Annotated in this window: 11 protein-coding genes; 8 read left to right on the plus strand and 3 right to left on the minus strand. The window is 41.6% G+C overall.

From position 1 onward, the window contains the following. Position 1 precedes the first annotated feature (1 nt). Genes I6L31_RS18065 through I6L31_RS18075 form a run of 3 tightly spaced genes read left to right on the plus strand, consistent with a single transcriptional unit; the run spans position 2 to position 3,908 of the window. Positions 2-331, plus strand: a complete 330-nt coding sequence (locus tag I6L31_RS18065) for a sarcosine oxidase subunit delta (protein WP_005006290.1) — start codon at positions 2-4, stop codon at positions 329-331. Next, complete coding sequence (locus I6L31_RS18070) at positions 328-3,243, plus strand: 2Fe-2S iron-sulfur cluster-binding protein (protein WP_005006289.1); 2,916 nt, start codon at positions 328-330, stop codon at positions 3,241-3,243. The genes I6L31_RS18065 and I6L31_RS18070 overlap by 4 nt, the downstream gene beginning before the upstream one ends. Before the next feature lie 2 nt (positions 3,244-3,245). Beyond that, positions 3,246-3,908 (plus strand): sarcosine oxidase subunit gamma, encoded by a 663-nt coding sequence (locus I6L31_RS18075; protein WP_005006287.1) that lies wholly within the window; start codon positions 3,246-3,248, stop codon positions 3,906-3,908. Between the two features lie 508 nt (positions 3,909-4,416). Here the strand turns inward: I6L31_RS18075 and I6L31_RS18080 are convergent. After that, positions 4,417-5,733 carry an ammonium transporter gene (locus I6L31_RS18080; protein WP_005006285.1) on the minus strand — a complete coding sequence of 439 codons (1,317 nt, stop codon included), beginning with the start codon at positions 5,731-5,733 and terminating at the stop codon, positions 4,417-4,419. Between the two features lie 212 nt (positions 5,734-5,945). Continuing rightward, complete coding sequence (locus I6L31_RS18085) at positions 5,946-6,545, minus strand: helix-turn-helix domain-containing protein (protein WP_005006283.1); 600 nt, start codon at positions 6,543-6,545, stop codon at positions 5,946-5,948. Positions 6,546-6,833: 288 nt separating this feature from the next. Here I6L31_RS18085 and glnT point away from each other — a divergent pair, with 288 nt between their 5' ends. From glnT to I6L31_RS18105, 4 genes are read left to right on the plus strand one after another with little or no spacing between them, the layout of a single operon-like run. Beyond that, positions 6,834-8,222 (plus strand): type III glutamate--ammonia ligase, encoded by a 1,389-nt coding sequence (gene glnT, locus I6L31_RS18090; RefSeq protein ID WP_005006280.1) that lies wholly within the window; start codon positions 6,834-6,836, stop codon positions 8,220-8,222. 46 nt (positions 8,223-8,268) lie between these two features. Beyond that, entirely contained in the window at positions 8,269-9,180 is a 912-nt protein-coding gene (locus I6L31_RS18095) for a class II glutamine amidotransferase (RefSeq protein WP_005006277.1), read from the plus strand. Between the two features lie 28 nt (positions 9,181-9,208). Continuing rightward, complete coding sequence (locus I6L31_RS18100) at positions 9,209-9,934, plus strand: GltB/FmdC/FwdC-like GXGXG domain-containing protein (protein ID WP_005006276.1); 726 nt, start codon at positions 9,209-9,211, stop codon at positions 9,932-9,934. 27 nt (positions 9,935-9,961) lie between these two features. Continuing rightward, positions 9,962-11,296, plus strand: coding sequence for an FMN-binding glutamate synthase family protein (locus tag I6L31_RS18105; RefSeq protein ID WP_005006275.1), 1,335 nt, complete (start codon positions 9,962-9,964; stop codon positions 11,294-11,296). A gap of 196 nt (positions 11,297-11,492) precedes the next feature. Here the strand turns inward: I6L31_RS18105 and I6L31_RS18110 are convergent, their stop codons facing one another. Next, positions 11,493-11,819 (minus strand): hypothetical protein, encoded by a 327-nt coding sequence (locus I6L31_RS18110; RefSeq protein WP_032055824.1) that lies wholly within the window; start codon positions 11,817-11,819, stop codon positions 11,493-11,495. Between I6L31_RS18110 and I6L31_RS18115 the strand changes: the two genes are divergently transcribed. Next, positions 11,805-12,509: an IS6-like element IS1008 family transposase gene (locus tag I6L31_RS18115; protein WP_001067783.1), complete on the plus strand. Its 705-nt coding sequence runs from the start codon at positions 11,805-11,807 to the stop codon at positions 12,507-12,509. The two genes, I6L31_RS18110 and I6L31_RS18115, sit on opposite strands and share 15 nt — an antisense overlap. Positions 12,510-12,517 lie beyond the last annotated feature (8 nt).

Here is a 12,517-nt window from a genome sequence, read left to right on the forward strand (position 1 = left end):
CATGAAAATTATGATTTGTCCTTTAAACGGCCCACGCAATATCAGTGAGTTTAGCTATGGCGGTGAAGTGCGTGAAATGCCGGATCAAAATACCTGCACCGATGAACAATGGGCGGATTATGTCTTTAATAAAGACAATCAGATTGCCATTGTTCGTGAATGGTGGATGCATACGCCAAGTAGTTACTGGTTCATTGCAGAACGTCATACAGCCAGCGATGAAATTATTCGGACCTATGATGCCAAAGAACTTTTCAATCAACGCGTTGATTTTGCAATAGAACAAAAACAAAGTCAGTCTCAAGTACCACAACAGGGGGTAGTCGCATGAGCAATACAGGATTAGATCGCCTTCCAGCACCATATGGATTACTCATTCAACGTGATCAAAAAGTCGAATTTGAATTTGATGGTCAAAAGTTTAAAGGTTTTGCCGGTGACACGATTGCCAGCGCGTTAATTGCCAGTGGCCGTTGGGTGATGTCACGTTCATTTAAATATCATCGTCCACGTGCGCCACTGACTATGGCGGGTCAAGATGCCAATACTTTAATTCAATTGCCACAAGAGCCGAATGTATTGGCGGATACAACAGAGATTGAACAAGCAGTCTGTGCCACTGGGCAAAATTATTCGGGTTCATTAATGAAAGACTCCGATGCATTTTTGGGACATTTTTCCAAATTTATGCCGGTTGGTTTTTATTACCGCTCTTTCTACAAACCAAAAGGGGTGTGGAAACTCTGGGAGCCGATGATTCGTAAAAAAGCTGGGCTGGGGGTACTTGATCTCAACTTCGAGCCTGAATATTACGATAAAGCTTATTTGTTTACTGATGTTACAGTGATTGGCGCAGGACCTGCAGGGCTTCAGGCAGCACTGACTGCAGCTGAAGCTGGTTTAAAAGTGCTACTCATTGAGCAGGATAAAATACTAGGTGGTAGCTTAAACTATGCACGCTTTGATGTAGATGCACAAAAAGCGCAAGCCATTAAAGCCGAGCTGATTCAAAAAGTTGAAAATCATCCTAAGATTACCGTACTGAAACAGGCGATTTGTAATGCTTGGTTTACCGATCATTATTTGCCAATTATTCAGGGCAAACGCATGTATAAGGTACGTGCCAAACAATGCATCGTAGCTAGTGGTAGCTTTGATCAGCCTGTGGTGTTTAGAAATAATGATTTGCCAGGGGTGATGTTGACCAGTGCTGTACAGCGTCTTGTGAAACTTTATGCAGTCAAACCTGGACAAAAAATTGCCATTTTAACGGGTAATGATGATGGGTACTTAGCCGCACTGGATCTGGTTGAAGCGGGACTTAATGTGGTCGCTTTAATTGAGATGCGTTCAGGTGCAGCAAATACTGAAATCCAAAAAGCAGTGGAACAAAATAAAATTCCTTGTTATTTCAATAGTACTGTATATGAGGCACTGCATAGTAAAGGCATGTTGCATGTTACAAGCATTGATGTACGTCAGATTACGGCTGAAGGTCAAGTATCGGAACATGCACATTATTTAAAATGTGATGTATTGGCCATGTCTTCCGGATATATGCCTGTTTATCAGTTGCTGTGTCAGGCAGGCGGTAAACTTAGTTATAACGATACGCAAGCACAGTTCAGTATTTCAGGCTTAGTCGAAGGGCTACATATTGCAGGCTCGGTCAATGGTGTTCATGCACTTGAGAATGTCCTGGCAGATGCAGCACAATCAGCAAAAAATGCTATTCATGCCATTTTAAATGATACACATCAGGTTGATAAAATTACCTTTAAAGAAGCTGCGGTTAACTATCCATGGCCGATCTTTGAACATCCTAAAGGTAAAGAATTTGTCGATTATGATGAAGACCTACAAATCAAGGACATCATTAATGCCACAAAAAGCGGTTACCGTGATGTGCAATTGGTTAAACGCTTCTCAACGGTCGGCATGGGGCCATCACAAGGTCGACATTCCGCATTACCGACGGCACGCTTGGTAGCAAAACATACCGATCGCAGTGTCAGTGAAACCGGGGTAACGACAGCACGTCCACCATTTACTGCTGAAAAGCTGGCACACATTGCTGGTCGTGGTTTTGATCCTTACCGTCAAACAGCCATGCACCGACGTCACCTCGAACTAGGTGCGAAAATGATGCCTGCAGGCAATTGGCAACGTCCGGCATTTTATGGCAACCCTGAACAGCGTTTAGAAAATATTGAACGTGAAGTACTGAATGTACGAAAAAATGTTGGCATCATCGATGTTTCAACACTAGGCGGGCTTGAAATCCGCGGTACCGACAGCGCAGAGTTTTTAAATCGTATGTATACCTTTGCCTTTGCTAAATTGCCAGTAGGTAAAACCCGTTATGCAGTCATGGCCGCAGAGGATGGTGTGATCATCGATGACGGTGTTGCTGGACGTCTCAGTGACAATCATTTTTATGTGACAGCAACCACAAGTGGTGTGGATCGAATCTATCAGCAGATGTTGAAATGGAATGTGCAATGGCGCTTAAACGTAGATATTACTAATGTCACCAGTGCATTTACCGCAGTAAATATCGCAGGGCCCAATTCACGCAAAGTGATGGAAAAAGTCTGCCACGATGTGGATTTTAGCAATGAAGCTTTCCCATATTTAGGTCTACGTCTTGGCACAATTCAAGGCATTCCTGTACGTCTGCTACGTGTTGGCTTTGTAGGCGAGCTTGGTTACGAAATCCATTATCCAGCACGTTATGGCGAGTTCCTTTGGGATCATCTCATAGGCGCAGGTCAAGAATTTCAGATTCAGCCTTTCGGTGTGGAAGCACAGCGTTTATTACGTTTGGAAAAAGGCCACATCATCATTAGTCAGGAAACAGATGGCATGACTCATCCTTTGGAATGTGATTTGGGTTGGGCAGTTGCTAAATCTAAACCCTGGTTTGTGGGTAAACGTTCCATTGATATCCTCAGTAAACAACCATTGAAACGTAAACTGGTGTCTTTTGTATTAGATAAGCAACAGACTCAACCTCTTGAAGGTCATATCGTGCTCAATGATGAAAATATCACAGGCAACATTACCTCTTGTGAATTCTCACCAACTTTAGATCAAATCATTGGTATGGCTTATGTCAGCATAGAGCAAAGTGAGGTTGGCCAACAATTTCCAATTCGCGTGGAAAAAGGGGAAATTGTATATGGGACGGTAGTGAAAGCTCCATTTTATGATCCAGAAGGCGTGCGTCAGGAGGTAGCTTAATTATGAAAAATTTATATCAAGCAGAACGTAGCCCAATTCAAAATGTTGCGGGACATTACCAATCTTTTGGCGCTGGAAAATTATTTTTAGCGGGTGGTTTGGATGACCGTGGTGCAGTTCAAAAATGTGCATTGGTCGATTTAACTAATTTACCTCGTGTTGGCTTCCGAGGGATCGATACTGCTGAATTTTTACTTGACCATGGTTTTGAGTTACCACAAACACCTAATACATTGATTACCCAGCAAGATGGCAGCTATGTTGCACGTTTATCTGCAACAGAATATCTGCTTTTGGGTGGTCTAGATGATTTTGGTAAGAAGATTATAGATCTAGAAAAAAACTGGGTCATGGATGATCGTCTCAATTATTTGTTGCCACGTCAGGACAGCCATGCTTGTTTACAGCTTACAGGCCCATCGATTGCTTTGATCATGGCGAAACTCTGTGCAGTAGATTTATCTGAAGAAGCCTTTTTAAGAGGCCAGGTGGCACAAACATCAGTCGCACGTATCAATGCAATCGTGATGAATGTCAGCGATGATGTAGCAGCAAAATTTAATATTTTATGCGACCGTACAATGTCTCTTTATCTTTGGGAAGTACTGGTCGATGCAATTCAGGAATTTAATGGTCAAGTTGTTGGCATTGAAGCTTTGATCTAAAAAGTTTCCCCCTACCTGTAAACCCTCAAATGGCTGTTCGTGTAAACGGGCAGCCATTTTCTACATATGTTACTCAACTAAGTATTTATTCGTTAATAAGTTAGAGTAAGCACCATTGTGGAACGCTGATCAAATAACATGCGTGGAACATGGCAAAAGTATAAAAAGTCCAGTTAGGTAGGTCTAGAATTTTTTTGAACTAAATAATTGAATTAAAATAATAATTTAGGCTTACAGGATGGTTTCGTATAGTGTGTATTATGTAAATTTTAGATACATTTAAGGACAAGAGAAATCATGATTGAATCTCCAAGAGGTATGACAATAATAATGGAAGCTTATGAACTATATAGACCTGTGAAGTAAAAGGTGCAAAACAAAAAGAAATCTTTAAATTATTTAATTAAAGACGCTTATGAGAAATTAATGAATAGATAAACAAAGATAAAAATGGGGAACTACTTGCATTCATCAAGAGCGCAAGGCTCTTGATGAATGTGGGATTGAATTAATTGTTATAAGCACGCTCATTGTGATCGCTAATATCCAAACCTTTTTGTTCTGCTTCAGGACTTGCACGTAAACCAATCATTTTGTCTACCACTTTCATAATGATCCAGGTCACAAGACCTGAATAAATGATAGTGACAATAATACTGGCAATTTGAGCAGTGACCTGAGGAATAATTTCAATACCTTCAACTTTTCCGCCTAGTGCTGGGACACAGAATACACCTGTGAGAATACAACCGATGATCCCACCGATACCATGTAGGGCAAAAACATCTAAGGCATCATCTACGCCTAATTTTTTCTTCAATACTGTGATCGCATAATAACACCCGATTGCACTGACAAAACCAATGAATAGGGCACTTAAGGGACCAACGAAAGCACAAGCAGGCGTAATACCAACCAGTCCAGCAATTGCACCTGAAGCTAAGCCTAATGCAGTGACATGACCACTTTTAATCTTTTCGATGACCAACCATCCCAAGATGCCAGTACAAGTCGCAAACATGGTTGTGATGAATGCCACGATCGCGGATTCATTGATTGCAAGTGCAGAGCCGACATTAAAACCAAACCAACCCAACCATAAAAAGGCCATCCCCATCAGTGTAAAGATGACATTATGCGGAGGCATAGGTGTAGTTGGCCATCCTTTACGACGACCTAAAACGAAAGCCCCGACTAGAGCAGCAATCCCGGCATTGATATGAATTGCAGTCCCGCCCGCGAAATCAAGTACACCCCAATTATGAAATAATGCACCGCTTCCGCCCCAAACAATATGGTTCACAGGTGCATAAACAATGATGAGCCATAAAATACTGAACAGCATCACAGCACTGAATTTCATGCGTTCAGCAAATCCTCCCACCACAATACAGGGAGTAATAATTGCGAAAGCTAAACCGAACGTGAGCAAGACATATTCAGGTACACCACCAATCAGGGTATTTTCATCAATACCGATGAGAAAAGCTTTATTTAAGCCACCAACAAAACTATTTAGATTGTAGACACCTTCAGCCATGTTGGTTCCATCAGCGGTCATGCTGTAAACGAAAGCTACCCACAGTACAGAGACCACACCGGCAATCCCAAGAAACTGGGTAAAGATAGATAACACATTTTTTGTTCGGACCATGCCTCCATAGAATAATGCAAGTCCAGGAATACACATGAACAGTACCAGTAAAGATGAAATGATCATCCATACGGTTGAAGCCTTATCCATTTCAGTCTCTGCGGCAAAACATAAGGAGGGGAATATGATGAGGCTATAAAAAGTAAGCTGTTTTATGGAAGTTAATTTCATGATTGCTCCTGAATCACAGAAAATTTTACGTATCAGTTCATGTTCTTTTACGAAATTGAATGACAAAATATTTATTCCTATAAGGAATATTATTTTCTTGTTATTAAAGCAATTCTCATACCATTGATCTGTTTTTGATCAAAAATATATTTAACTATATGAAAATAAAAAAGATGGCATGAAGCCATCTTTTAATTAGAGAATAAATCAAATTATTCGGCAGCTGTTTGAGAGTAATTGACCATCGACAATAAACGAATAGGGACTTGAATTAATTGGGCCGGTCCATGTGGAATTTCACCTTCTAAGGTTAGGCAGTCACCTGGATGCATGTGAAAGGTTTCATCACCATGGCGATAGATGAGTTCACCTTCAATTAAATACAACATCTCTGTACCTGGATGAGAGAAATCAGGAAATTCTTCATTTTCATCATCAATACTGACTAAATACGCCTCAAAATTTTTCTTAGGTCCGCGTGAATGAGTCAACAAATGATAAGTATGGCCTTTATCCGTACCCCGGCGCACGACTTCCATGCCTTCACCGGATTTAACCAGCATGGCATGGCTTTCCTGCTGATCATATTGACTAAATAAAGTTGATAAAGGAATACCTAATACTTCACAAAGACGACTTAAGGTTTCCAGACTCGTAGATACCTGTGCATTTTCAATTTTACTCAGCATGCCCTGGCTAATTTCAGAGATCTGGGCAACATCTGACAGTTTGAGACCTTGTTCCTGACGATAACGTTTAATCTGAATACCAATGTATTGTTCTAACTTCATACCATTCTTTGTTTGTTTCATTCTGGATCAACCTGCACTCTTTTGAGTCTAAATCATTTGTAGTCAAGTTAAATTTTGGATGGAAAATACTAACAACTCCAAAATTTATTTTCAGGAAAAATATATTCCTAATATGAATATTGATATTTTATAGAAAAAATCAAATTTTGACTATGGAAATGAAAAGTTGGCAAGAGAATTGCTATTCCTATTAGGAAATAAAATTTCTTGTGTTGAATAATGTAATTCATTTCTTAATGGACATTTTTCACGCCAAAAGTTGTCTTGTCATATTGGAGTATGTCAATCATGTTGCAACAGGCTGTAAAAGAGATATTTGATCATCAGATAATAAGCAAGCCAAAGTACCGACCAGAAGTACAAAAGGTGATTGATGAGCATGAATTAAAATATGTATTGGCTCAATTCGTAGATATCCATGGGGCTGCAAAAACCAAATCTGTACCGATCTCAGGTTTAAAAGCAATTGAAGGTGATGGTGTTGGATTTGCAGGCTTTGCAATTTCAGGTATGGGTATGCAACCGCATGGACCAGATTTCATGGTCAAGGGTGATCTATCTACTTTGACACCCGTGCCATGGCAGCCAGGCTATGGTCGTGTAGTCTGTGAAGGTTATGTCAATGGGCAGCCTCACCCTTATGACTCTCGTTATGTGTTACGTCGCCAAGTTCAACGCTTGTCTGCTAAAGGCTGGACACTGAACACTGGTCTAGAACCAGAATTTAGTTTGTTCCGTCGTACTGAAGACGGCAAACTCAAAATGGTCGATGATTCGGATAATCTCGATAAGCCGTGTTATGACTATAAAGGCTTGTCCCGTTCACGCCAGTTTCTGGAAAAGCTCACAGAAGCCTTGATCCCAGTTGGTTTTGATATCTACCAAATTGACCATGAAGATGCCAATGGTCAGTTTGAAATTAACTATACCTATTCTGATGCCATGAATTCGGCAGACATGTTTACCTTCTTCCGCATGGCAGCAGGTGAAATTGCCAATGATTTGGGTATGGTCTGTTCATTTATGCCGAAGCCGGATCCGAAGCGTGCAGGTAATGGGATGCACTTCCACTTATCGATAGGAAGTGATGAATCCAAAAATTTATTCCATGATCCAAGTGACCCAAGTGGTATGGGGCTATCCAAAATGGCCTATCACTTTATTGCAGGTCTTTTGGCACATGCACCAGCACTCTGTGCTTTCTGTGCACCGACAGTCAATTCATATAAACGTTTAGTAGTAGGGCGCTCACTTTCAGGTGCGACATGGGCACCGGCATTTATCGCTTACGGTTCAAATAACCGATCAGCCATGGTTCGTATTCCATATGGACGTATTGAGCTTCGTCTACCGGATGCAGGTTGTAATCCTTATCTGGTAACAGCCGCAATTATCGCTGCAGGTCTAGATGGCATTGAACGTGAACTGACACCACCACCGGTGTGTAATGAAAATTTGTATACCTTAAGCCTGGAAGAAATTGCTGCGCGTGGCATTGAAACTTTACCCCAGTCACTCAAAGAGGCAGTCGTAGCCCTCAAAGCCGATCCGCTTTTCCACGAAAAATTAGGCGCAGAAATTGTCGATGAATTCATTGATCAAAAGAGCATGGAGTGGGTGGAGTATTGCCGCCATGTGTCTGACTGGGAAATTCAACGTTATACCGAATTCTTTTAATTCATAACTTTTAAACATTGAAAAAATAATGTAGTGGAGAACAACTATGTGTGGAATCGTTGGTTTATATCTTAAAAATCCGGCATTGGAATCGCAACTTGGCAAATTATTTGAACCGATGCTTGAGTCAATGACAGGCCGTGGGCCAGACAGTGCAGGCTTTGCCATTTATGGTGATGAAGTACAAGAAGGCTGGGTTAAACTCACTTTACAAAGTACTGATGAAGCTTTTATTTGGGATACCTTTATTGCCGAACTTGCGACTGAATTAAATGCAGAATTAGACTGGTTTACCAATGCGACCGCAGCAGTCATTAAAGTAAAGGCGGATGAGGATACAGTCCGTACAGCGATTACTAAATTGGCACCACAACTCAAAATTATGAGTGCCGGACTAAGCATTGAAATCCTCAAAGGTATGGGGCTTCCAGCTGAAATTTCTGAACGTTTTGGCCTCTCAAAAATGAAAGGTAGCCATATCATCGGACATACCCGTATGGCAACAGAGAGTGCTGTAACGATGGAAGGCAGCCATCCATTTTCTACCGGCGCTGATTTGTGCCTAGTACATAACGGCTCATTATCGAATCACGCACGCTTACGCCAAGAATTGAAACGTGAAGGCATTCATTTTGAAACAGACAACGATACAGAAGTTGCAGCAGGGTATTTGACTTGGCGTCTTCAACAAGGTGATAGCTTGGCTCAAGCACTCGACAATGCTTTAGATGATTTAGACGGTTTCTTTACCTTTGCGATTGGAACCAAAGATGGTTTTGCCGTGATTCGTGATCCGATTGCATGCAAACCAGCTGTCCTTGCTGAAACTGATGACTACGTTGCAATGGCGTCTGAATATCAGGCCTTGGCTTCTCTACCAAATATCGATAAGGCTCGAGTTTGGGAACCAGAACCTGCCACCTTATATGTATGGGAACGTTCGAAAGACGCGGCTTAAGTAAAAGATCATCAGGAGAATTAAGATTATGAACAGTGCAGTAGCAGAACAATTAAACGCAGTAGAACTGAAAGACCAATACGACTTAAGCGTAGATAGTATTCGTGAACTTAACCAAGCATTGCATGATGCTGAAGCGGTGGCTTCGATTAGCGAATGGACAGTCAAAAATCCAGCAGGGCAGCACAATATTGCAGTCGGTATTAAAGCCCCAGTAAAAGTGACCATTGATGGTCATGCAGGTTACTACTGTGCCGGTATGAACCAAGAAGCGGATATTGTTGTGAATGGCAATGTTGGTGTGGGTTGTGCAGAAAATATGATGTCCGGCTCAGTGCATGTTAAGGGCAATGCATCTCAAGCAGCAGGTGCAACAGCGCATGGTGGCTTACTGGTGATTGAAGGCGATGCAGGGGCTCGTTGTGGTATCTCCATGAAAGGTGTCGATATTGTTGTCGGTGGCAGTATCGGTCATATGAGCTGTTTTATGGGACAAGCAGGTCGATTAGTGGTTTGTGGGGATGCTGGTGATGCACTTGGTGACTCACTGTATGAAACACGAATTTATGTTAAAGGTGCAGTGAAATCATTGGGTTCAGACTGTATCGAAAAAGAAATGCGAGAAGAACATTTGAACGAGCTTGCTGAACTTTTGGCTAAAGCAGGGTTTGATGAAGATCCAAAAGCATTTAAACGCTATGGCTCAGCACGTCAGCTATATAACTTCAAAGTCGACAACGCATCAGCGTACTAAGAATAACGTAATACGGAGAATAAAATCATGACTCAAACTATCCAAGAATTTGAACCAGTGTTACGTGAATCAGCGACATTTGACCGTTTAACGATTCAGGAAATTCAACGTGCAGCAGCGACAGGTATTTATGATATTCGCGGAGGTGGCACAAAACGTAAAGTCCCGCATTTTGATGACTTATTGTTATTAGGTGCCAGCATGTCACGTTACCCATTGGAGGGTTATCGTGAAAAATGCGGTACTGATGTGGTACTGGGCACACGTTTTGCGAAAAAACCAATTCATCTAAAAATTCCTGTGACCATTGCCGGCATGAGTTTTGGTGCTCTCTCTGCCAATGCCAAAGAATCTTTAGGCCGTGGTGCATCAATGGTGGGCACATCAACTACTACAGGTGATGGTGGTATGACACCTGAGGAACGTGGTCACTCAGAGACCTTGGTCTATCAATACCTACCATCTCGTTATGGCATGAACCCAGATGATTTGCGTAAAGCTGATGCAATTGAAATCGTATTAGGTCAAGGTGCAAAACCAGGTGGTGGTGGCATGTTACTTGGCATGAAAGTAACTGAGCGTGTTGCTGGTATGCGTACTTTACCAGTAGGTGTAGATCAACGCAGTGCTTGTCGTCATCCTGACTGGACAGGTCCAGATGATCTTGCAATCAAGATTGCGGAAATCCGTGAAATCACAGATTGGGAAAAACCAATTTATGTAAAAATTGGTGCAAGCCGTCCTTATTATGACGTGAAGCTTGCTGTGAAAGCCGGTGCAGATGTAATCGTACTGGATGGCATGCAAGGCGGGACAGCAGCAACCCAAGAGGTATTTATTGAACATGTAGGTATCCCAATTCTTCCAGCCATTCCTCAAGCGGTTCAAGCACTTCAGGAAATGGGTATGCATCGAAAAGTCCAACTGATTGTATCAGGTGGTATTCGTACCGGTGCAGATGTGGCTAAAGCGATGGCACTAGGAGCTGATGCAGTTGCCATTGGTACAGCAGCACTAATTGCTCTAGGGGATAACCATCCGCGTCTGGATAAAGAACTAAAAGAAATTGGTTCTGCAGCAGGTTACTATGATGACTGGCAAAATGGCCGTGATCCAGCTGGTATCACCACACAAGATCCTGAGTTATCTAAACGTTTAGATCCTGTAGAAGGGGGACGCCATCTTGCAAACTACCTGCGTGTGCTTGTGTTAGAAGCACAAACAATGGCGCGAGCATGTGGTAAATCACATTTGCACAACCTTGATCCAGAAGATTTGGTGGCATTGAATGTAGAAGCTGCTGCAATGGCACGTGTTCCGCTGGCAGGCACTAACTGGATTCCTGGTCAGGCACAGTACTAATGAATAAAAATAAAAGGATGGCACCCTAGCCATCCTTTATTTCATAAAATCTCATTCATTCCATATTTTCATATAGTTATTGCATTGATTAATTGAATTTACATTTTCTAATTTTTGCCCCATACAAGTCCCTAAGATAAATACCTCAAGGATTTGTATGGGCTGACATATTGGCTCTGTTCAATTTATAGATGCTTTATCGTTCTAATAAATTATGGTGAGTTCGAGAGGGGCCGCAGCTGACTCTTTCGTAGTTTGGTTCTAATACATTGGAATAATTTCCAATAATTGCATTGATTAAACTCTGATTAGCATCAATTCCATACTCTTCAAGTTTCTTTAAAAGAGCTTTAGCACCACTAGGCGTTAAAGGATTATTAATCTCTTCTCTCATTTGAATAAAACTCTTCCAATGATCAACATTCACATTAGATGGAATTTTTAGGGCACTGTTGCAAATAGGCTGACATGATAAGCTAAATATCTTATTTATTTCGAGATACAGCAGATGAATCCCTTCCACGGTCGGCACTTTCAAGGTGAAATCATTCTTTGGGCTGTTCGTTGGTATTGTAAATATGGCATCAGCTATCGTGAACTTCAAGAAATGCTCGCTGAACGAGGCATAAATGTGGATCACAGTACAATTTATCGTTGGGTTCAGCGTTATGCTCCAGAAATGGAAAAACGGTTACGCTGGTATTGGCGTAATCCTACAGATTTACATTCATGGCATATGGATGAGACTTATATCAAAGTGAAGGGGCGATGGACTTACCTGTATCGTGCAGTTGATCAACGGGGTCATACGATTGACTTTTACCTTTCCGCTAGACGGAACAGTAAATCAGCCTATAGTTTTCTAGGAAAGATCTTCAATACGGTGAAAAAATGGCAAATTCCACGGGTCATCAATACAGATAAAGCAGCGACCTATGGCCATGCTTTATCACGATTAAAGCGAGAAGGAAAATGTCCAGTAGATATTGAGCACAGGCAGATTAAGTATAAAAATAATGTCATTGAATGTGATCATGGTAAGTTAAAGCGAATCATCAGGGCCACATTAGGATTCAAATCTATGAAGACTGCTTATGCCACAATTAAAGGTATTGAAGTCATGCGTGCACTACGTAAAGGACAAGCATCGTCATTTTATTATGGTCAGCCTCAGGGTGAAGTGTGTCTAATCAACAGGGTTTTCGGTCTCTAAGCACTTTT

The sequence above is a fragment of the Acinetobacter septicus genome (genome assembly GCF_019355975.1).
Taxonomy (GTDB): Bacteria; Pseudomonadota; Gammaproteobacteria; order Pseudomonadales; family Moraxellaceae; genus Acinetobacter; species Acinetobacter ursingii.

Coding starts and splice junctions, on each gene's coding strand:
- I6L31_RS18065 (WP_005006290.1), top strand. CDS start 2: ATGAAAATTATGATTTGTCCTTTAAACGGCCCACGCAATATCAGTGAG.
- I6L31_RS18070 (WP_005006289.1), top strand. CDS start 328: ATGAGCAATACAGGATTAGATCGCCTTCCAGCACCATATGGATTACTC.
- I6L31_RS18075 (WP_005006287.1), top strand. CDS start 3,246: ATGAAAAATTTATATCAAGCAGAACGTAGCCCAATTCAAAATGTTGCG.
- I6L31_RS18080 (WP_005006285.1), bottom strand. CDS start 5,733: ATGAAATTAACTTCCATAAAACAGCTTACTTTTTATAGCCTCATCATA.
- I6L31_RS18085 (WP_005006283.1), bottom strand. CDS start 6,545: ATGAAACAAACAAAGAATGGTATGAAGTTAGAACAATACATTGGTATT.
- glnT (WP_005006280.1), top strand. CDS start 6,834: ATGTTGCAACAGGCTGTAAAAGAGATATTTGATCATCAGATAATAAGC.
- I6L31_RS18095 (WP_005006277.1), top strand. CDS start 8,269: ATGTGTGGAATCGTTGGTTTATATCTTAAAAATCCGGCATTGGAATCG.
- I6L31_RS18100 (WP_005006276.1), top strand. CDS start 9,209: ATGAACAGTGCAGTAGCAGAACAATTAAACGCAGTAGAACTGAAAGAC.
- I6L31_RS18105 (WP_005006275.1), top strand. CDS start 9,962: ATGACTCAAACTATCCAAGAATTTGAACCAGTGTTACGTGAATCAGCG.
- I6L31_RS18115 (WP_001067783.1), top strand. CDS start 11,805: ATGAATCCCTTCCACGGTCGGCACTTTCAAGGTGAAATCATTCTTTGG.